This is a genomic window from Pseudomonas quasicaspiana (assembly GCF_021147825.1).
Lineage (GTDB): Bacteria > Pseudomonadota > Gammaproteobacteria > Pseudomonadales > Pseudomonadaceae > Aquipseudomonas > Aquipseudomonas quasicaspiana.
Map to the genome: position 1 here is coordinate 1 of NZ_JAGTPI010000042.1, position 19,663 is coordinate 19,663.

General features: G+C 54.9%; 16 protein-coding genes. 7 read left to right on the forward strand and 9 right to left on the reverse strand.

Annotation, left to right across the window (positions count from 1 at the left end; translation table 11 throughout):
• Positions 1 to 115: 115 nt before the first annotated feature.
• From KDX30_RS20775 to KDX30_RS20795, 5 genes are all read right to left on the reverse strand, one after another.
• Entirely contained in the window at positions 116 to 1,012 is an 897-nt protein-coding gene (locus KDX30_RS20775; protein ID WP_231677386.1) for an arginase family protein, read from the reverse strand.
• A gap of 146 nt (positions 1,013 to 1,158) precedes the next feature.
• The gene (locus KDX30_RS20780) at positions 1,159 to 2,088 is read right to left on the reverse strand and encodes a helix-turn-helix domain-containing protein (protein ID WP_231677387.1); all 930 of its coding nucleotides are present in this window, start codon (positions 2,086 to 2,088) and stop codon (positions 1,159 to 1,161) included.
• Positions 2,089 to 2,638: 550 nt separating this feature from the next.
• Positions 2,639 to 3,559, reverse strand: a complete 921-nt coding sequence (locus KDX30_RS20785) for a hypothetical protein (RefSeq protein ID WP_231677388.1) — start codon at positions 3,557 to 3,559, stop codon at positions 2,639 to 2,641.
• Between the two features lie 172 nt (positions 3,560 to 3,731).
• Entirely contained in the window at positions 3,732 to 4,829 is a 1,098-nt protein-coding gene (locus tag KDX30_RS20790) for a serine/threonine protein kinase (protein WP_231677389.1), read from the reverse strand.
• A complete protein-coding gene (locus KDX30_RS20795) occupies positions 4,826 to 5,311 on the reverse strand; it encodes a DUF3010 family protein (protein WP_231677390.1) in 486 nt (161 codons plus the stop codon). Before KDX30_RS20795 ends, KDX30_RS20790 begins: the two co-directional genes overlap by 4 nt.
• A 412-nt stretch (positions 5,312 to 5,723) precedes the next feature.
• Between KDX30_RS20795 and nfsA the strand changes: the two genes are divergently transcribed.
• A complete protein-coding gene (gene nfsA, locus KDX30_RS20800) occupies positions 5,724 to 6,551 on the forward strand; it encodes an oxygen-insensitive NADPH nitroreductase (protein ID WP_231677391.1) in 828 nt (275 codons plus the stop codon).
• Between the two features lie 27 nt (positions 6,552 to 6,578).
• Here nfsA and KDX30_RS20805 read toward each other — a convergent pair whose 3' ends face one another.
• Positions 6,579 to 7,970, reverse strand: coding sequence for a heavy metal sensor histidine kinase (locus KDX30_RS20805; protein WP_231677392.1), 1,392 nt, complete (start codon positions 7,968 to 7,970; stop codon positions 6,579 to 6,581).
• Positions 7,967 to 8,641: a heavy metal response regulator transcription factor gene (locus KDX30_RS20810; RefSeq protein WP_122706379.1), complete on the reverse strand. Its 675-nt coding sequence runs from the start codon at positions 8,639 to 8,641 to the stop codon at positions 7,967 to 7,969. Before KDX30_RS20810 ends, KDX30_RS20805 begins: the two co-directional genes overlap by 4 nt.
• A gap of 458 nt (positions 8,642 to 9,099) precedes the next feature.
• On the opposite strand from KDX30_RS20810, the gene KDX30_RS20815 reads away from it, so the two are divergent.
• From KDX30_RS20815 to KDX30_RS20825, 3 genes are all read left to right on the forward strand, one after another.
• Entirely contained in the window at positions 9,100 to 10,404 is a 1,305-nt protein-coding gene (locus tag KDX30_RS20815) for a TolC family protein (RefSeq protein WP_406643960.1), read from the forward strand.
• Positions 10,405 to 10,471: 67 nt separating this feature from the next.
• On the forward strand, positions 10,472 to 11,827 hold the full coding sequence (locus KDX30_RS20820) for an efflux RND transporter periplasmic adaptor subunit (RefSeq protein WP_231677393.1): 1,356 nt from the start codon (positions 10,472 to 10,474) through the stop codon (positions 11,825 to 11,827).
• Positions 11,828 to 11,851: 24 nt separating this feature from the next.
• Complete coding sequence (locus tag KDX30_RS20825; protein ID WP_231677394.1) at positions 11,852 to 14,995, forward strand: CusA/CzcA family heavy metal efflux RND transporter; 3,144 nt, start codon at positions 11,852 to 11,854, stop codon at positions 14,993 to 14,995.
• 316 nt (positions 14,996 to 15,311) lie between these two features.
• On the opposite strand, the gene KDX30_RS20830 is transcribed toward KDX30_RS20825, so the two are convergent.
• The gene (locus tag KDX30_RS20830) at positions 15,312 to 15,521 is read right to left on the reverse strand and encodes a hypothetical protein (RefSeq protein ID WP_027902780.1); all 210 of its coding nucleotides are present in this window, start codon (positions 15,519 to 15,521) and stop codon (positions 15,312 to 15,314) included.
• Positions 15,522 to 15,774: 253 nt separating this feature from the next.
• On the opposite strand from KDX30_RS20830, the gene KDX30_RS20835 reads away from it, so the two are divergent.
• On the forward strand, positions 15,775 to 16,104 hold the full coding sequence (locus KDX30_RS20835) for a DUF2790 domain-containing protein (RefSeq protein ID WP_099268263.1): 330 nt from the start codon (positions 15,775 to 15,777) through the stop codon (positions 16,102 to 16,104).
• A gap of 63 nt (positions 16,105 to 16,167) precedes the next feature.
• Here KDX30_RS20835 and KDX30_RS20840 read toward each other — a convergent pair whose 3' ends face one another.
• Positions 16,168 to 17,109, reverse strand: a complete 942-nt coding sequence (locus KDX30_RS20840; RefSeq protein ID WP_099268264.1) for a LysR family transcriptional regulator — start codon at positions 17,107 to 17,109, stop codon at positions 16,168 to 16,170.
• A 157-nt stretch (positions 17,110 to 17,266) separates the two neighbouring features.
• On the opposite strand from KDX30_RS20840, the gene KDX30_RS20845 reads away from it, so the two are divergent.
• Both KDX30_RS20845 and KDX30_RS20850 read left to right on the forward strand, forming a co-directional pair.
• Complete coding sequence (locus KDX30_RS20845) at positions 17,267 to 18,592, forward strand: MFS transporter (RefSeq protein WP_231677395.1); 1,326 nt, start codon at positions 17,267 to 17,269, stop codon at positions 18,590 to 18,592.
• A gap of 30 nt (positions 18,593 to 18,622) precedes the next feature.
• Positions 18,623 to 19,660: a histone deacetylase family protein gene (locus KDX30_RS20850; protein ID WP_231677396.1), complete on the forward strand. Its 1,038-nt coding sequence runs from the start codon at positions 18,623 to 18,625 to the stop codon at positions 19,658 to 19,660.
• Positions 19,661 to 19,663 lie beyond the last annotated feature (3 nt).

Here is a 19,663-nt window from a genome sequence, read left to right on the forward strand (position 1 = left end):
CTGACAGGCCGAATCGCGAGCAATGTGGATCGCCACCCCGGTCACTCCTACAGGGTCCGTGTTTGCTGCGCGACAGCGTGGTGTCAGGGACACCGGGGCATCTCCCACATGAAAGTCAGGTATCAGCTCGCGGGCAAACGTTGCCTAGCAATGGCAGGCTAGCCAACATGTTTTTAAGCGCCAGCGCGTCCCAGGGCAGATGCTCTGCGACACCAATCCCGACCACATCCACGACGTTTGCCACATCGCGTAGCAGGCGTACGACTTGATCCATGGTCATCTTGCCTTGGGCTATCCCTTCAAAGGTGTCATCCGGGACGTTGGGTTGGGCGAATAGCAGCGAGCGGAAGATGCTCGGGTCCAGCACATCAAGGTCGAGGTGAATGGCCAGATGTCTGACCCCTGTCTCCTTGAGCCATGTCAGCACTGGTTCGCTGGTGTTCGCCAGGTCAGTGGGACTCGCGCTGCGAAGGCCGAGGCGCTTGATGGTCGCGGTTTCGACGTCCATGGTTTCCTGCAGACCGGCATACATGACATTCGCCGGTTTCAGCGGGCGCTTTACTGCCCGGGCAAAGTCCGGATCTCCCTCGCCCAGCAGGTTGCCCAGCACCATGGCGTGTGCGTGCTCGAATTCCTTAGGGGTCAAAACGTCAGGATGGGCGTCGACCCAAAGCACTGCCAGTTCGCCGTCGTAGCGTTCATTGAGATAAGCAAATGGTGCAAGGTCGACCAGGCAATCACCGCCTAGGACAACCATACGATCAGGTTGATGTTTCTCAATCAATTGCCGCGCGTGGCTCAATTGCTCAAGCAAGCTCTGACGAGCGACGATGCCGTTTTCGTTTTGCAGCGGTTTGCCGTCGGGCTTCGCGACATGTACTTCCTCCACGGGGCCATTCGTCTCGGGAGCGAGCCATGAGAGCAGTTGGGCGCCGAAAAAGTAAGGGCCGTTGTTGCCACCTTGCCATTGCGGGAATAACAGGCGCAGGGTTTTATCTGAGGCGTTAGCCATCTGTTCACCATCGGGTTGGCTAGGTTAAATCATTGATTAGTCACCGTTGGCGCGAGTCTAAGCCGCGCACTTTTGATACTGCGCCGTAAAGCAATAAGCCGCTTTGCCGGAAGTGCCAGATGCTGTGCTCAGAATGCCAGGTGTAATCAGGCCCGATGCAGCAGTTGCTGAGGCGAGATGCCATAGGCTTTTTTGAAAGCCCGGCTGAAGTGCGAGAGGTTGCTGAAACCAAAGCTCAATGCTGCGTCGCTGACGTGATTGAACGACTTTTTCAGCAGGGCGTCATGGCAGGCCGATAGCCGCTGCTGCCAAAGCCAGCGAATCACTGTGGTTCCTTCCGTGGCAAAGAGTCTGTTCAATGTTCTGGGCGACATGTGCACGGCGGCGCAGATGCTTACCACGCTCATCCCGGTCTGGCCAAGATTTGCCTGAATGTGCTGTTTTACTCCGGCAAGCTGCTTGTGCCGGTGTGATGCCTGTTTAGGCGTCAGGGAGCTATAAGCTGTTTCGAACGCGCTGGACAACACATCCAGCAGCGCACCATTGAGTCGGTCGCCGATAGCAGCATCAGGCGTCTCGGCCTTCCACATCTCAATCAGCATTGATTTTGCGAGCCCGCCCAGCGGCGACTGGCTCTCCAGTGTTCGGCTTAAAAAACCTTCGTAATGAGGAATATGAGCCAGCAGCAGCGAGCGAGGCACGGCGAGCACTATCTGATCGTCGCCAGCGGGAAGGGTGCAGGTGAAGGGTTGAGCGCTGTCGTATAAAACGATGTCCCCGGGACGTTGATGCGAAGTTCTGCCTGACTGGCTGATGTAAGCCTCAGGGCACAAGGTGAGGGTCAGGAAGAATGTACCGTTTCCCTGATCGTCCCGAGGGCGTTGGTACTCCACCGGCAAGGATCTGATCCGGCTGAACAACACGCTGCCTTTGGTCGTGACATCCAGTGAGCCATCGAACAGCTCATTCGTTAACTGGCGGTTTTTTGTGGGCGTATAAGTCGAGCAGACGACATCTTGCCAATAATCGAAACGCTCCTTCGCATCAATGTGTGCAGTGGGAAAGACAATCGCCATGGGCGCTCCGGTAAACAAGCTGACAAAACTTCGCAAATCACCGTATCAGATATTCGGCGGAGTGGAGGCGTGCGGCGACGTGATGCAACTGGATGCGCCCGTGGCTGCTTCAGTACATTGAGACGCAGCCAATTGAGGCGTTTTCCATCGCGACTTCAGCGGGATCTAAATCGCACGGCGTCAGAGAAGTTGCTTTCGCAGCCTGCGGTCCCTGCGTCGGTGATGTTTTACCGCAAATATCTCAGCGAACGAGGCAAGGTACTGCCCGCGCTGAAAGTCGGTATCCCCAGATGTGGGCCGTGAACGAAACGAGGCTGAATCCAGCAACGACGCATGTTTGGGGGGCTTGAGCATTTGCTCGTTCTGGGGCCGGTGCGTAATTGTATGCACTTGACCAGTCGTTTGCATTGGTTCTGACCAGCACGCTATGTGTCCTTTAGCGGCAGAAATCGGCCAGAAGTGGACGTTTTCGCGAGTTGATAAATATGGGGCGATTCAGCAGACTGTCGCCGAAGCGCCGCATTGAATTTACAATTGCCCAGAATCGATGTCACAAGTCTGGTTTTAGGATATATATGATTTCTGTGTCTGTTGATTTATTGCTATCCTTAAGATCAGATAGTTTACCAGTCCGCCCGTAATCAGACCAAATATCGTAATAATATTTCTGCGCTAGTGAATTGACTTCACTCCAGTCACTAAATGTAGCTAAACCAGCATAGCCATCAACAAATACAGCAAGTGCTCGACACTGATCTCCATAATCTCGTGCAGCGAACGCGCCAGAGAAATCCAGCTTGCTTTTAGCGGAAAGATTGAAGCAAACGTTAATAGCCCCATCCAACTTAACGGAGGGATAGCACCATCCATCAAATCCCCCCAAGTGAACTTCTTTTGCAATTATATTGCTAATTGTATAAATTTCATCTTCGCAAAAACTATTATTTATAAAATCAAGAATTTCTTTTGCTTTATCGGCGTGCGTGCCAAAATAATCGGGAATGCTCTCGCTCGGCCAGCCGATTTCCACTAGCTCCACATCATCGGTAGACTTATAGAATATTAGAAGATAGGGATCACCGTCTTTTACGTCAACTTCAAGCTTTGGCGCGTCGGTCTGCCCCTCAGTGACATACAAAAACTGCTCGCCCGAAGCATTGAATCGCCCAGCCTTTATAGCTTTTGGAGGTGCTTCCCACATATCAGAGATAAAGAATGCCTTTTCTGTAGGCTCGTCCTTTAAGTTTCGAGCCCTGATGAAGTTTGTATCTTTTGGGTAGCTCCTTCGTGATATAGGAATTCGCGGCGTTCTTGCATTTTCCGCCTGCCCTATCGCTAGATCCAGTATCCATGCATGAGTCTCACGTTCTCCCCAAGATCCAGAAGATGCTTGAAACACTGCAATACGTCTACGTATTTCGTCAAGCGTAATACCGTTAAAAACCTCATCATACATTCTAGTATAATCCATAATTCCCTCTTGAATCTTTTATTCGGATTTTCTACTTTGAACAAAAAAGGGAAATGATTTATTTTCCATAAATAAATCAGCCTTCTTTTTGCTGTAGGAAATAAAGGCCTACTCGCATCGTCTGCTCGTTGGAATTGACCCAAAGGGGAAGACCAATGGGTCTAGCGTATCGCTAGATTTTCGCCTCAATTTCACAAACAATGTCAGTAAGGCTAGTGCCAACAATCGAATTGTCCCGCCTCCAATCACCGCCATTTTTTGATTTTTGCACATAAAGAATATTATCTTTTTCGAGAATTCTATAAGAAATGGTAGGAGAGACCAACACAGGGCGTCCTTCGATTACTGACCAATCTGGAATGCTGTTCTTAATATTGTTAAGGTGAGTATGAAAAGCAGAAGCAGACGCAAACCGTTTCTTTGAGTTTATATGGGTCGCTTTTCTTATTGTTCTCTTAAGGATATCTGGAACCCAAGGGGGAAGCGTTGAGAGATCAAGAATCTTTCCACGCTGAATCCGCTCTTTTATGCACCTATCAACAAACAGCGCTTGATCAGCTCTCGACGAAAGTAAATCATGCTCACGCCTTTGCCTTTGACTTAACCAAGCCATTTCTTCATAAGGCAGATAGCCGCCCAAAAGTTGATAGAGCATCACTCCGCACTGATACAGATCACCAGCGAACCCGTAAGATCCTGCCTCAAGAGATTCCGGTGGTCTGTATAGAACAGCATGGCTTGAAGCAGGTATTGAATCCAGATCTTCAGGGATGTATTTAATTGATCCAAAGTCACCGATGATCGACCTACCATCATCACCCACGTAAATGTTAGATGGTTTCAAATCTCTGTGTAGGTAGCGACGCTGGTGTAAGTGAACAACACCACACAAAACTTGCGTGATACGCTCAACAGCTCGCAGATTACTGTGCTCAGTCTTTTCTAACACATCGTCAAGATCGCCATCCAAGCGAGGTGTTACAAAATATGCCCATTCCCCGTCAAGAAGGCCTGCACTCTTTACTGGCAAAATATTTGGGGCTTCAATCAACGCCAAAGTACTGGGTTCAGCATGATACTTGACGTTTCCTCCCCAGTAGTAAAACTTTACAGCTACTTCGTTATTCAGAATTCGATTCTGGCCAAAAAACAAATAACCATTCGCCCCTTTATTCCCCTCCCTTGTAAATATTATATCTTTACTCAAAATTCTGAGCTGGTCCTTTATTTGCCGAGGGGCACCGACGGTGTCAATTAGTATCCCGGTCATAGCCCCTGCTTCCGAATGTAAAAAGCAGCCGCTTTGAAGGCGTCTTCCTGATATTTTCTAAGACCGGCAGGCAGGTTAAAAGAAACCTTTTTTTCAGATGCAGCCATCCCTTGACCGGTTACAAATGTGACCTCCGCAACTCCATTAAGCTGGATAAGTGATTCCATTTTGAAGGATACCGCACCAGCAGCCATCTTTCCTTTTTGAGGACGCTTTTTTATAACTACCAGCTCAACGTCGTGTTGCCTTGCAAAATTCTGAAATGTCTCAAAGAATGACTTTATGTCGTCACTAGATTCGTCATCACCAAGCTTAACCTTCTGTGACTCATTACTAAGAAATACATAGCCCTCATTAACTTTTTCAAGCAGCACAATTACTGCTTCAGAGCCTGATAATTCTACCCCGCATAACTTGTCCATAACGTCCCTTTGAATCTTCATGAAACTTTTAATAGTGGTAAAAATTAACAAAGCTAGCATGTGGCCATCTGTTCGTCCATGTTTGCCTACCTAGTAGCTATCTCGCGTTTCCCGGCGCCTCTCTGCCGGCTAACAGGAGAGGCAATGGCAAGCAGATGAAGCGCCCCTGCCGAGCATGGCTGCTTTTGGCCGAAAGCTGCCGATCGTATATGGCAGCTTTGGCCGACTGCTCCCGGTCAGTGAGACGCAGTCTGCTGCTCGAGTCCAATGCAAACGCTTGCCAAGGTCGAATGCAAATGGATGATCAAGTGGACTGCAATCCCCCAACCAGTCTGACGCTGTAGCAATCACTCGCCATCGCCACCCCCTGACATCGTCTAACCGCGCTTTCCGCTGCGTGCTAATTTACCTCCAGATTAAAAACCCCCGCTCATCAAAGGCTCTGCCCGTTTAAGGCCTATTGGATATTTTCATGACACAAGCAACCCAACACGGCCTGGCCCTGCGCTACGGCGAAGCAGATACAAACACAAAAATCCCCGAAAACTGGAACCCGATTCTCGATCAACTGGTAAACCATCGCAGCGTCCGCGCGTTCAACGACAAGCCGCTGCCAGAAGGAACGCTTGAAGCGTTGATCGCAGCAGCACAGTCAGCCGCGACTTCATCAAATCTACAGGTATGGAGCGTGATCGCCGTTCAGGACCCATCTCGCAAAGCGCGCCTCGCGGAGCTTGCCGGTAATCAGGCCTACATCCGCCAAGCCCCGCTGTTTCTGGTCTGGCTCGCTGATCTCTCCAGAGTGTCCCGAGTGGCAGAGCGCGCCGGTGTCGAACTTGAGGCGTTACCCTATATCGAAAGTCTGTTACTGGGTACTATCGACGCGTCGCTGGCCGCCCAGAACGCGGTGGTGGCGCTGGAGTCGATGGGGCTGGGTGGTGTCTACATCGGCGCTATACGCAATGACATCAAAAGTGTCGCGAAAGAGTTAGAGCTGCCACCTCGGGTATACCCGGTGTTTGGCATGTGTGTGGGTTACCCGGATGCGCAACGTCCGGCACAGGTAAAACCGCGCTTGCCCCAGGCGGCGGTCTTGCACCACGAGCGCTACAGCGCGGAGTCTGAACAGTCCTCGGTAGAGCAATATGATCAGCGCCTCGGTGCTTTTTATCAGCAGGAGGGGATGGAGGCTGCGGGCTGGTCTGAGCAAGTTGTTAATCGCTTGCGCAGTATTTCCAGCCTGCATGGGCGTGAAGAGTTGGTCAGGGCGTTACAGCAAATGGGCTTCGGCCTGCGTTAGCAGGCTGGGCTCAGTTCGGTTAATCAGTTACTTCGCTCGCGGAAAACCCAGTCTGAACGTCGTGACCCGTTCCAGCTCACTCTCCACCGTCACGCGCCCTTGATGAACAGTCATGATGGAGCGGACAATCGCCAGCCCCAGACCGGTGCCGCCCTGTTGTCGTGAGCGGCTGGCATGGACCCGGTAAAAACGGTCAAACAGGCGCGGCAGGTGCTCGGCCTCGATGCCTTCACCCTGATTGCTGACGGCCAGAGACACTTCGTTGGCGTGGCTGTCGAGGGTGATGGTCACTGTGCTACCGGGATTGCCGTGCCGGATGGCGTTGGAGAGCAGATTGGAGATCGCTCGCTGGATCATCAGTCGTTCTCCCAAGGTCTTGGCACTGCCCTGAACCACAAGCGTCATGTTTTTTTCTTCCGCTGACTGATCAAAAAGCTCGGCGACCTTGTTGGCTTCTACTTCAAGATCCACAGCGGTGAACGTCAATAGCGCCGAAGGCTGGGTCACGCTGGCCAGGAAGAGCATCTGGGAGACCATTAATGACAGGCGTTCAAGCTCCTCGGTGCACGACTCAAGTGCCTGTTTGTATTCCTCGGGTGGCCGCTCTCTGGACAAGGTGACTTGCGCCTTGCCCATGAGGTTGTTCATGGGCGAGCGCAGCTCATGGGCCAGGTCATCCGAAAATTGCGCCAGTTGCTGAATATCCTCGGCCAGTCGGTTGAGCATCACGTTGACCGCGTGGGCCAGGTCACGGAGTTCGTCAGGGAGTCCGGCCGCCTGCATCCGATGGGACAAATCCCGGGCCGATACCTTGTGCGCGACTTTGCGAAATGCGCGCAGAGGTCTTAACCCGCGATGCACGATCCACCACGCGCAACCGCCAACCAGCAGCAGGATAAGCGGCAAGGCAATGAGCGTGGATTTCACATAGGCGCCGAGTAACAGGGCATCGCTCTCTCTGTCGAGAGCGAGCAGCACCAGCACCTTCTGGCCACCTTTGAGACGCACCTGTTTGCTGGCAATCAATATCTCGTGACCGGCCGAGGATTCCACCCGCTGGAAATGGTCCCGACTGTCCCCGGCCAGAGGTATTGGAGGCACCATCTGTTCGTCCTGACCCAGACTCAGCAAGCGTTTTCTCGGGACGCTCGAATCGAGGATGGTCAGGGTCAAGTCATCGTGCCCGACAATCTGGTCTCGCAAGTGGTGAGGCGCCAGCACCACGTCAGCTACCGAGCTGAAGCCCTCTGACAGGCTGTGTTCGATTTGCTCCAGTTTTTCCTGCAAGCCGTTTCTCGCCCGGAAATCCAGCTGATGTGAAATGGACGCGTAGGCGAACGCTGCCATTACCAGTACCAGCACGGCACTCATTGCGGTAACGGCAAGGCCCAGCCGGGTTGAAAGGCGCGTGGGTTTCATTCACGTATTTCCAGAACGTAGCCGACGCCGCGCAGGGTGTGGATCAGTTTCTGTTCGAAAGGCTCATCGATTTTTGCCCGCAGACGGCGGATCGACACTTCGACAACGTTGGTGTCGCAGTCAAAGTTCATGTCCCACACCAGCGAGATGATCTGCGTGCGAGACATGACTTCACCGCTGTGACGCATCAACAGGTGGAGCAGGGCGAATTCCTTGGTCGTCAGGTCGATGCGCTGGGTGCCGCGAAAGGCTCGGTGTCGTCCCTGGTCCAGTTCAAGGTCGCCGACCCGCAGCACCTCGGGCAAACCGGCCTGTTCACTGCGACGCATCAGCGTGCGAACTCTTGCCAGCAACTCCGGAAACTCGAACGGCTTGACCAGATAATCGTCTGCGCCCATTTCCAGGCCCCGGACCTTCTCTTCAAGGCGACCACGGGCAGTGACCATCATGACCCGGGTGTTGCTGTTTTTCCTCAACCGGGTCAATACCTCCCAACCATCCATCTCGGGCAGATTCACATCCAGGATCACCAGATCGTAAGTTTGATGTTGAGCCAGATAAAGCCCATCAAGCCCCGTGACGGCCAGGTCCACAACGTAGCCACTCTCGGTTAAACCCTGATGCATGTACTCGGCAGTTTTCGGCTCGTCCTCTACAACAAGGATTCGCATATCAGTGTCCTGTATTAATAGGGTAGGTAAGTGTCGCTGTTATTTTATTGGCGGCTTTAAAGTTGCGCGTCCCGCCTCTGCCAAGGTAACCGGCAGAGTTCCACGATCAATGGATTCGCGGCGATTCTGGAGTCTGTAGCCACTTCAGGGTCAACCCCGCAGGTGGCTGAGTCTCAGGATTTTTTACCTGTCCTCAAGGGAGGGCAGCTTCAAGGTTTTAAATTTTCCAGTGTTTTAAAAAGCAAGTTTTAAGTTATTGCTATTTATGTCTGCGATCTCAATTAACTTGATGGCGTCGCGCAGTGTAATAGCAGTGCGACTGCAACTTTTCTTAAATGACAGGATTGTAATTTTTCAGCAATCCTTCTGCTAACTCCCTTTGCATAAAGTCCCCCGCATCCAACTCCGCTGAACGCAGCCGGAGTCTGTTCTGGTTATTTGATGGGGTGGTCAGTCATATGCAAAGGCGCGACGGGAGCAGTGCAAACCCGCTGAGGCACAGAGTTTTTTCCTTGTTAACCGACGTGAAGCCCACCGTAAAAACCGGTTTGCTTTACGCCTTGTTGCTGTCATTTGCCGCGCCCGGTATTGCGACTGCTCAAAGTCTGAGTCTGCCCCTGGCAATCGAGGCCGCATTTGCGGAAAACCCGGACCTCGCCGCCGCACGATGGGAAATTGGCATCGCCGAGGGCGACAGGCAGCAGGCCGGTCTGATGCCTAACCCGGAGTTGTCCTGGGAGGTGGAAGACACTCGGCGCAATACCAGCACCACCACGGTCATGCTCAGCCAGGCACTGGAACTGGGCGGCAAGCGCGGTGCCCGCGTTGAAGCAGCCAGCCGGTCTCAGGATGCCGCGCAGATCGAACTGGAACGACGGGGCAACGAGTTACGTGCCGAAGTCGTGCAGGCCTTCTTTACCGCAATGCGTGCGCAAACCGGTCTGGAACTGGCGCGACAATCCCATGCCCTTGCCCAGCGCGGCCTGGAAGTGGCCGACGGGCGGGTACGTGCGGGCAAGTCTTCTCCCGTCGAGGTGACCCGTGCGCAGGTACAACTGGCTGAAACCGACCTGCTGGTGCGCCGCGCCGAAACCCTGAAAACCAATAGCTATCGTGATCTGGCGCGCACCACCGGCTCGTCGGCTTCTTCGTTTGATCGCCTGGAGTACGCCGACCTGTCGCCGGGCAAATCCCCGTCGGAGGCGAGGATGCTCACGGCAATCAATCAAGCTGCCGAGCTGCGCCTGGCCCATGCCCAGATCGAGCAGCGTGATGCGGCGCTAGGCTCGGAGCGGGCGCAGCGCATCCCCGACCTCACTGTCAGCATTGGCAGCCAGTACAGTCGCGAAGACCGTGAGCGGGTGAATGTCATCGGCTTATCGGCACCGCTTCCTCTGTTCAATCGCAATCAAGGCAACGTCTTGGCTGCGTCGCGTCGGGCAGATCAGGCCCGTGATTTACGCAACGCCGTAGAGCTTCGGTTACGTACGCAGACCCAGGCCGCACTCGATCAATGGTCGACGGCGAGCAGAGAAGTCGAGTCCTTCAATCAGGTGATTTTGCCCTCGGCGAAAAGCGCGGTGGATGCGGCGACCCGTGGTTTCGAGATGGGCAAGTTCGGCTTTCTCGAAGTTCTCGACGCACAGCGCACCCTGATTGCTGCCCGCAGCCAATACCTCGAATCGCTGGCCATCGCTACGGACGCCAGAGTGACGGTCGAGCGTATCTACGGCGACATCAGCCCATTCACTGCCAATCCTTAACCCCTCATTTTTCGCACTTATCGGGCGCATCGCTGTGTACATCCGTACGTGATCGCCGGGAGCATCCATGGATAACAAACGAAGTATGACCATTGCTCTGGCGGTGGTTGCAATCATTGGGCTTGGCAGCTTGACGCTGGGTAATCAGGGGCTTCCTGTTGCAGCGGAAGCGGCCAAGGACGCGAAGCACGAACACACGGAAGAAGAAGGGCATGCGGACGAGAAGGGGCACGCCGAAAATGACAGCCACAGCGACGGCAAGGTCGATGAGAAAGGCCACGCTGACGAAGCGCACGGTGAGGAAAGCCATGGTGATGAAGAGCATGGCGAAAAAGGTCACGGTGCCGAAGCGTCTGGCGGCGGCCATGAAGAATCTGGCGACTCGCACGCGGAAGAAGGCAAGCTCGAACTCAATGCCGAACAGATCAAGTCTGCGGGCATAGAGCTGACCGTCGCGGCACCTCGGTCGATGAGTACTTCTGTGACATTCCCCGGCGAAATTCGCTTTGACGAAGACCGCACCACCCACGTCGTGCCCAGGGTCGGCGGGATCGTTGAGGAGGTCAAGGTTGACCTCGGCCAGTCGGTGAAAAAAGGCCAGGTCCTGGCCGTGATCGCCAGTCAGCAAATCTCCGATCAGCGCAGCGAACTTAACGCAGCGCAGCGCCGCCTTGAACTCGCACGGTTGACCATGCAGCGCGAGAAAAAGCTTTGGGAAGACAAGATTTCCGCCGAGCAGGATTATCTGTTGGCGCGTCAGGCGTATCAGGAAGCAGACATCAGCTACGCCAACGGTCGGCAGAAGCTGAGTGCTATCGGCGCCAGTCTGAAATCCTCCGCAGGCAATCGATACGAACTGATCGCTCCCTTTGATTCGGTAGTCGTCGAAAAGCACCTGGCCATAGGCGAGGTGGTTAACGACACCACTTCAGCTTTCACACTCTCCGATTTGTCGCGGGTCTGGGCGACCTTTGGCGTTGCGCCCAAGGATTTGAACAAAGTCGTGGTAGGCAGGGCAGTCACGGTCAGTGCGCCCGATCTCAATGCTCAGGTTGAAGGCCGCATCAGCTACGTAGGCAATCTGCTGGGCGAGCAAACCCGCGCGGCGGCGGTGCGCGTGGTGCTGGCCAACCCCGAGGGCGCGTGGCGACCGGGGCTGTTTGTCTCGGTTGATGTGACAGCAGACAAAGCCAATGCGGCGGTCAGCCTGCCTGAGTCTGCCATTCAGTCCGTTGAAGACCAGACGTCGGTGTTCGTGCGCAACGCCGACGGCTTTGAAGTGCGTCCGGTGAAAGTCGGCAGACGCGACGGCGGTTATGTGGAAATCGTTCAAGGCCTGACGGCGGGCACTCAAGTGGCCGCCGCTGGCAGTTTCATTCTCAAGTCCGAGCTGGGTAAAGGCTCCGCTGAGCACTCCCATTGATCTGCCTCGCAAGAGTACAACGTCATGTTTGAACGGTTGATCCAATTCGCAATCGAGCAGCGCATCGTCGTGATGCTTGCCGTGTTGCTCATGGCAGGGCTCGGCATTGCCAGCTACCAGAAACTGCCCATTGATGCTGTGCCTGACATCACTAATGTGCAGGTACAGATCAATACTTCGGCGCCCGGTTTTTCGCCCCTGGAGACAGAACAGCGGGTGACCTTCTCGATTGAAACGAGCATGGCAGGCCTGCCGGGTCTGCAGCAGACGCGTTCTCTGTCGCGCTCGGGCCTCTCACAGGTCACGGTGATTTTCGAAGATGGCACTGACCTGTTCTTCGCCCGCCAATTGGTCGGCGAGCGCCTGCAAATCGCCAAGGATCAGTTGCCCGAAGGTGTCGATGCGGTCATGGGGCCGATTTCTACCGGGCTTGGCGAGATTTTCCTCTGGACCGTAGAGGCGAAGGAGGGCGCGCTGAAGGAAGACGGCACGCCTTACACCCCTACCGATCTGCGTGTGATTCAGGACTGGATCATCAAGCCGCAGCTGCGCAACGTGCCGGGCGTGGCCGAAATCAACACCATTGGTGGTTTCGCCAAACAGTATCAGATCGCGCCCGACCCGAAGAAACTCGCCGCGTACAAACTCACCTTGAATGACCTGGTGGCCGCCCTTGAGCGCAACAACGCCAACATTGGTGCCGGTTACATTGAGCGCGGCGGCGAGCAGTTATTGATTCGCGCACCGGGTCAGTTAGGCACGGTGCAGGACATTGCCAACATCGTCATCGCTAACGTCCAGGGAACGCCGATCCGGGTCAGCAGCGTGGCCGATGTGGGTATCGGTCAGGAGTTACGCTCCGGTGCTGCCACCGAAAATGGCCGGGAAGTGGTACTCGGTACCGTGTTTATGCTGATCGGTGAAAACAGCCGTACGGTTTCCCAGGCCGTGGCCGCCAAGCTGGCTGATATCAACCGTTCATTGCCGGAAGGTGTTGAGGCGATCACGGTTTATGACCGCACGACGCTGGTTGAAAAAGCCATCGCCACGGTCAAGAAGAACCTGATCGAAGGGGCCATTCTGGTCATCGCGATTCTGTTTTTGTTCCTCGGTAATATCCGTGCCGCGTTGATCACCGCCATGGTGATTCCCTTGGCCATGCTGTTTACCTTCACCGGTATGTTCACCAACAAAGTCAGTGCCAACCTGATGAGTCTCGGCGCGCTGGACTTCGGCATCATCGTCGACGGCGCAGTCGTAATTGTCGAAAACGCGATCCGCAGACTGGCGTACGCACAGCAGAAGTACGGACGGATGTTGACCCGTTCGGAGCGCTTTCATGAGGTGTTTGCAGCCGCCAAAGAAGCACGTCGACCGCTGATTTTTGGTCAGTTGATCATCATGGTCGTTTACCTGCCGATCTTCGCCCTGACGGGTGTCGAGGGTAAAATGTTCCACCCCATGGCCTTTACCGTAGTGATCGCGCTGCTGGGCGCCATGATCCTGTCGGTGACATTCGTACCGGCGGCCATTGCCATGTTTGTCACCGGCAAGGTCAAGGAAGAAGAGGGCGTGGTGATGCGTACCGCGCGTCTGCGCTACGCACCTGTTTTGAAGTGGGTATTGAGCCATCGGTCGATAGCGTTCTCCGTCGCTGTGGTACTGATTGTCTTGTCCGGGTTCACCGCCAGCCGCATGGGCAGTGAGTTCATCCCGAGCTTGAGTGAGGGCGACTTTGCGTTGCAGGCACTTCGGGTTCCAGGCACCAGCCTGACTCAATCAGTGGACATGCAACAGCGTCTTGAAAAAGCCATCGTCGAGAAAATGCCGGAAGTGGAGCGTGTGTTCGCCCGAACAGGCACGGCAGAGATCGCTGCGGACCCGATGCCGCCGAACATCTCTGACAGTTACGTCATGCTCAAGCCGCAAAGTGAATGGCCAGATCCTGGCAAGTCTCGCGAAACGCTGATTGCCGAATTGCAGCAAGCCGCTGCGACAGTGCCGGGCAGTAACTATGAACTGTCACAGCCGATCCAGCTGCGCTTCAACGAGCTGGTTTCAGGTGTGCGCAGCGACGTCGCGGTGAAGGTTTTCGGCGATGACATGGCGGTACTGAACCAGACTGCCGCGAAAATCGCTGCGACCTTGCAGAAGGTGCCGGGATCTTCTGAGGTCAAAGTTGAACAAACCACCGGCTTGCCCGTGCTGACCATCAACATCGATCGTGACAAGGCCGCGCGTTATGGCCTCAATGTAGGCGATGTTCAGGACGCCATTGCCATCGCGGTAGGCGGGCGACAGGCGGGTACTCTCTATGAAGGTGATCGTCGCTTTGACATGGTAGTGCGACTGTCGGAAACCTTGCGTACAGACGTGGCCGGGCTCTCGAGTCTGCTGATCCCCGTGCCTGCGACGGCGAGCAGCGTCAATCAGCAGATCAGCTTCATTTCGCTGTCCCAGGTGGCGAGCCTGGACCTAGTACTGGGGCCGAACCAGATCAGCCGGGAAAACGGCAAACGTCTGGTCATCGTCAGCGCTAACGTACGCGGTCGCGACCTCGGCTCGTTTGTGCAAGAGGCGGGCGAAACCATCGAACGCGACGTGCAGATCCCGGCGGGATACTGGACCAATTGGGGCGGCCAGTTTGAACAGTTGCAGTCCGCTGCCAAGCGCCTGCAGATCGTGGTTCCAGTGGCGCTGCTGATGGTGCTGGCGCTGCTGTTCATGATGTTCAATAACCTGAAGGACGGCTTACTGGTTTTCACTGGTATTCCCTTTGCCTTGACCGGCGGCGTCATGGCGCTGTGGTTGAGGGACATTCCGCTGTCCATCTCGGCGGGGGTAGGGTTTATCGCCTTGTCGGGTGTGGCGGTGCTGAACGGCCTGGTGATGATCTCGTTCATTCGTAACCTGCGCGAGGAAGGGCGTTCGCTGGGCGATGCGATCAACGAAGGTGCGCTGACCCGCTTGCGCCCGGTGTTGATGACTGCGTTGGTCGCGTCGTTAGGCTTTATTCCGATGGCGCTGGCGACCGGTACGGGGGCAGAAGTTCAGCGTCCGCTGGCCACCGTGGTGATTGGCGGGATATTGTCGTCCACCGCGCTGACCTTGTTGGTTCTGCCTGCGCTCTATCAATGGGCGCACCGTCGGGAAGAAGAGCAGACATAACGTCATTGTTGTAAATAAATAGCCCGCGACAGGTAACTGTTGCGGGTTTTTTTATGTGTCAAGTGTAGCACGCGGTTCCTGTAGGAGTGAGCTTGCTCGCGATGCATTTCTTCTGGCGATACTTTCTTTACGGATAGATTGCTATCGCGAGCAAGCTCACTCCTACAACTACCGTATTAGTTGTGTTGAGAGAGGGAGTCACGGTTATGTGTTTATCAGAAATAAAAAAAGCGCCCCGAAGGGCGCTAAAGATTCACCTTGACCAAAGGAGCTTGTCAGCTGCTAAAGGTGAATAGAGTGGAACCGAAGTTAATCCTTAACCTTTTTCAGGTTCATTAACCGAGGTCTTTTTCTCGGTATTCACAAGACGCGATGATTCGCCATTGATTTGATCGTTGAAGCGCTGCTCCTGAGCGACCTTGATTTTTTCAGCGGCCGGGCTGGCGCGTTCACTTCCATCGTGGGCCATTGCCGCGGTGGATGAGAGGGCGACGAGTGTGAAGGCGATTGCTTTGATTGTAGTCATCGTAGTTACCATTCTGTTTAAGGGCAGTGACTGCGGAGTCTTGAAGCAAGCTGCGTCGTGCTCCTCAGTGTTAGCGATGAGTATAAATAGCCAAGCTAACAGGACGGTGAGTGAATAATGACAATGTTGTTATTAAGTGCACGGGGAAGATCTCAAGACTTTTTCCAGATTTCCAAATCGTCATGTTTGCGCCACCTCGTTGTTAGCGATGGACTGGTATCTTTCAATCACCCACTAAACGGAGACAGAGAAAATGAAAATCGCTAAATCGTTGATGCTTGCGCTGGCCGTACTTGTTCCTGTTACTTCTTTTGCTTCCAGCGATCATGAACCGGTCGCCAGCAAGATTATCAAAGAGCACCAGGCGTTTGTTGCGGATTATGCCGCCGATAAAAATCAGGCTCTTCCCGGCATCGTGAAGTATGAGTACGGTATGAAACTTGACGTTGAGAAAGTTGTGCGTATGTCTTCGGCTTCCAAAGTGTGCGGCGTCAACCCGCAGCTAATGACCTACGAAGATTCCAACGGTGCGTTGAAGACTGTTAAGTATCAAGCATTGAATGATTGCCGAAATAAAAACTGATTGGGAATTACCTGTTTCAGTTCTGTATTAAAGCGCGGCGGGTTAATCATGAAGATAAAAACTTCATGTATTTTCCAGCCGCGCTGCCAATCCTTCGATAAACACCGTTTCAGCACGGCTCATGCGCTGTTCACGGTTCCACAGCAAATGAATATCGACGTCCGCAACGCCCTCCAACGGCGGCACCCGCCACAGTAACCCCTGTTCAACGTCGTCAACCACGACATGCTCGGGCAGGCATCCCAGACCAATTCCCGCAATGACCAGGCGCCTGATTTCTTCGAGGCTTGAAGATGACGCCACAATCCTTCCGCCAAAACCTTGCTGATCACGAAAGATGGTCAATGGCGAAAGCATCCCGCCAATTTGGTCACTGGTGAAACTGACAAAGTTTTCTGACTGCAGATCGCTCTGACTGAGGTCGGTGCGACCATACAACGGATGATTCCGGCCGCAGAAAAATACATAACGCTGGCGCTGAAACAGGCGTTGTTCCAGTCGAGGTTGTGGGCGGCGATTGAGGCTCAAGCCCAGGGTGGCGGTTTTCTCCAGTAGAGCGCTGACGATGTCGGAGCTGCGCATCACGTCAACTTCCAGGTCAACCCGTGGATGCTGACGATGGAACTCCGTCAGGAAATTATCAAAGTTGCTCGACACGATCCGGCTGATCATCAGCAGGCGAACCTTACCGATCACTTCATCCCCCGGCATCTGCAAGGTGTTGCTCACTTGGGAGACCTGGCCGTAAATCTCACCCGCCAGGGCGAAGATTTTCACTCCGGCTTCGGTCAGGTCGAACCGTGGCCCGCGACGGGCAATAAGCTGACAACCCAGTTGTTCTTCCAGACGCTTGAGGGCCTGACTGACCGCGGGTTGGGTCAGGTGCATTCTGGCTGCGGCCCGGCTGATGCTCAGTTCCTGGCCAATGACCCGGAAGGTACGCAGCAGATTCCAGTCAAGACGGTCATTGAGCAAAGGAGAGATATCGCGGGAAGAGTCGGTCACGGCGGCCTCACTATAATTGCGGCTTATAGTTCGAATAATAAATAGAAATTTGACTGATTATGCCTGCCGAGCAAAAAATCCGTCCATAGTCGCCAACAGAGCGGCCTCAGCAAGATCATTTTCTCCTGCCAAAAATACTAACCAATGGAGTTGATTCATGAAGCCCACTGCTTCTGCGCAGCCACGCCGGGCTGCCGCCGCCGCGTTCATCGGTACGATGATCGAGTGGTACGACTTTTATATCTATGCCACCGCCGCTGCGCTGGTATTCGGTCAGCTCTTTTTCCCTTCCGAAGATAAATTGTTCAGCACCATGGCGGCCTTCGGCACCTTTGCCGTGGGCTTCTTTGCCCGACCGTTGGGCGGCATCGTGTTTGGTCACATCGGCGACCGTATCGGCCGCAAGAAATCGCTGGTCATCACCCTGGTGATGATGGGCGTGGTCACAGTCTGTATTGGTTTGCTGCCGACCTATGCGCAAATTGGCGCAGCGGCGCCGGTGTTGCTGATCCTCCTGCGTGTGGTCCAGGGCATTGCCGTCGGAGGCGAGTGGGGCGGTGCAGTATTGATGGCGGGTGAACATGCGCCCAAAGGCCGACGTAATTTCTTCGCCTCATTTGCGCAGCTGGGCAGCCCGGCGGGGTTGATTCTTTCGCTGCTGGCGTTCAGCGCAGTAACCCGTCTGCCCGAAGAAGACCTGATGAGCTGGGGCTGGCGTCTGCCGTTTCTGGCCAGCGCCGCGTTGCTGGTGGTCGGTCTGGCGATTCGTCTGGGCGTCAACGAGTCACCTGAATTCCTCAATGACAAAGAGCAGGCACGGCTGGATGTCGCCAAGTCTGGCCACAAGGCACAGGCCCCGGTATTCGAGGTGCTCAAGACTTCATGGCGGCCCTTGCTGCTGTGCATCGGCGCAAACACGCTGGGCATCGCGGGGGTGTATTTCACCAACACCTTCATGATTGCTTACACCACTCAGCAATTGAATTTGCCAAGGTCGCTGATTCTGGAATGTCTGTTCGTGGTGGCGATCATTCAGTTCTGCATCCAGCCGATTGCGGCATGGGTGGCGGAGAAGGTCGGCGCCACGCGCTTCCTGTGTGGCGTGACGATTTTGGCTATGGCCTCGCCTTATCCGATGTTCATCCTGGTCAGTAGCGGTCAGGCGCCATTGATCATTCTCGGCATCGCCCTGGCGGTGGTCTGCATGGCGTCGTTCTACGCGGTGATCGCCGGTTACGTCAGCGGCATGTTTGAAACCCGGGTTCGCTACACGGCGATTTCCCTGGCCTATCAGGTGTGCGGTGCGCTGGCAGGTGGTCTGACGCCGTTGATCGGCACCTGGCTGGCGCATTCCTACCCCGGCCAATGGTGGCCGATGGCGTTGTTCTACAGCCTGATCGCAGGCACCTCACTGATCTGCGTGCTGGCACTCGCCAAGCGACATGCCACGGCATTCGAACTGGAAACCGCTCGCGAAGCCTGATTGGCGCGACCTACTGAATGAGGAATACCCATGCTCAGTTTTTTTCATCCGGAACAGCTTCTGCACTTTCCCAAAAGCTATTACTCCCGTGGACAGATGCGCACGCCACAGGAGGTCCCGCAGCGGGCACAGAATCTGCTGCAAGCGGTTCAGGGCCTGGCGTTCGATATTCAGCAACCGGCTGATTTCGGTCTCGATCCTTTGCTGGCAGTCCACAGCGATGCATATCTGACGTTCTTGAAAAGCGCGCATACAGAGTGGAAGAAGATGCCCGAAGACTGGGGCGATGAAGTGATGTCGAACATCTTCGTCCGTGAGCCCAATGCCTTGCGCGGGATTCTGGCCCAGGCCGCGCGCTATCTGGCCGATGGCAGTTGCCCGGTGGGTGAGAACACCTGGCGCTCTGCGTACTGGTCTGCTCAAAGCGCGGTGGCGGCTGCCAAGGCTGTGCTTGATGGCGAGCCTTCCGCATATGCGCTATGCCGTCCGCCCGGACATCACGCTCGCAAAGAGGCCGCAGGCGGGTTCTGCTACGTCAACAGCGCAGCAGTGGCTGCTCAGGTTTTGCGCGACGGCTTTGAGCGGGTCGCAGTGCTGGATACCGACATGCACCACGGTCAGGGGATTCAGGAAATCTTTTATGATCGCGATGATGTGCTGTACGTCTCCATTCATGGCGATCCGGAGAATTTCTATCCGGGCGTCGCCGGGTTCGAAGATGAGCAGGGTGAAGGTGCCGGGGCTGGCTGCAACGTGAACTTCCCGATGCCTCACGGTTCGCCTGAATCGGTGTTCATGGACAAGCTTGAACAGGCTCTGGATGCCGTCAAATCTTTTGACGCGCAGGTGCTGGTGTTGTCCTTGGGCTTCGATATCTACGAGCATGACCCGCAGAGCCAGGTCGCGGTCACCCGGGAAGGATTCGCGAAACTGGGCGAGCGGATTCGCAGTCTGGGGCTGCCGTGCGTCATCGTGCAGGAGGGCGGTTACCACCTGGAGACACTGGTCAGCAATGCCCATGCGTTTTTTGATGGCGCGCAGGTCTGGAAGGATGCTGTCAGGGGCTGACAC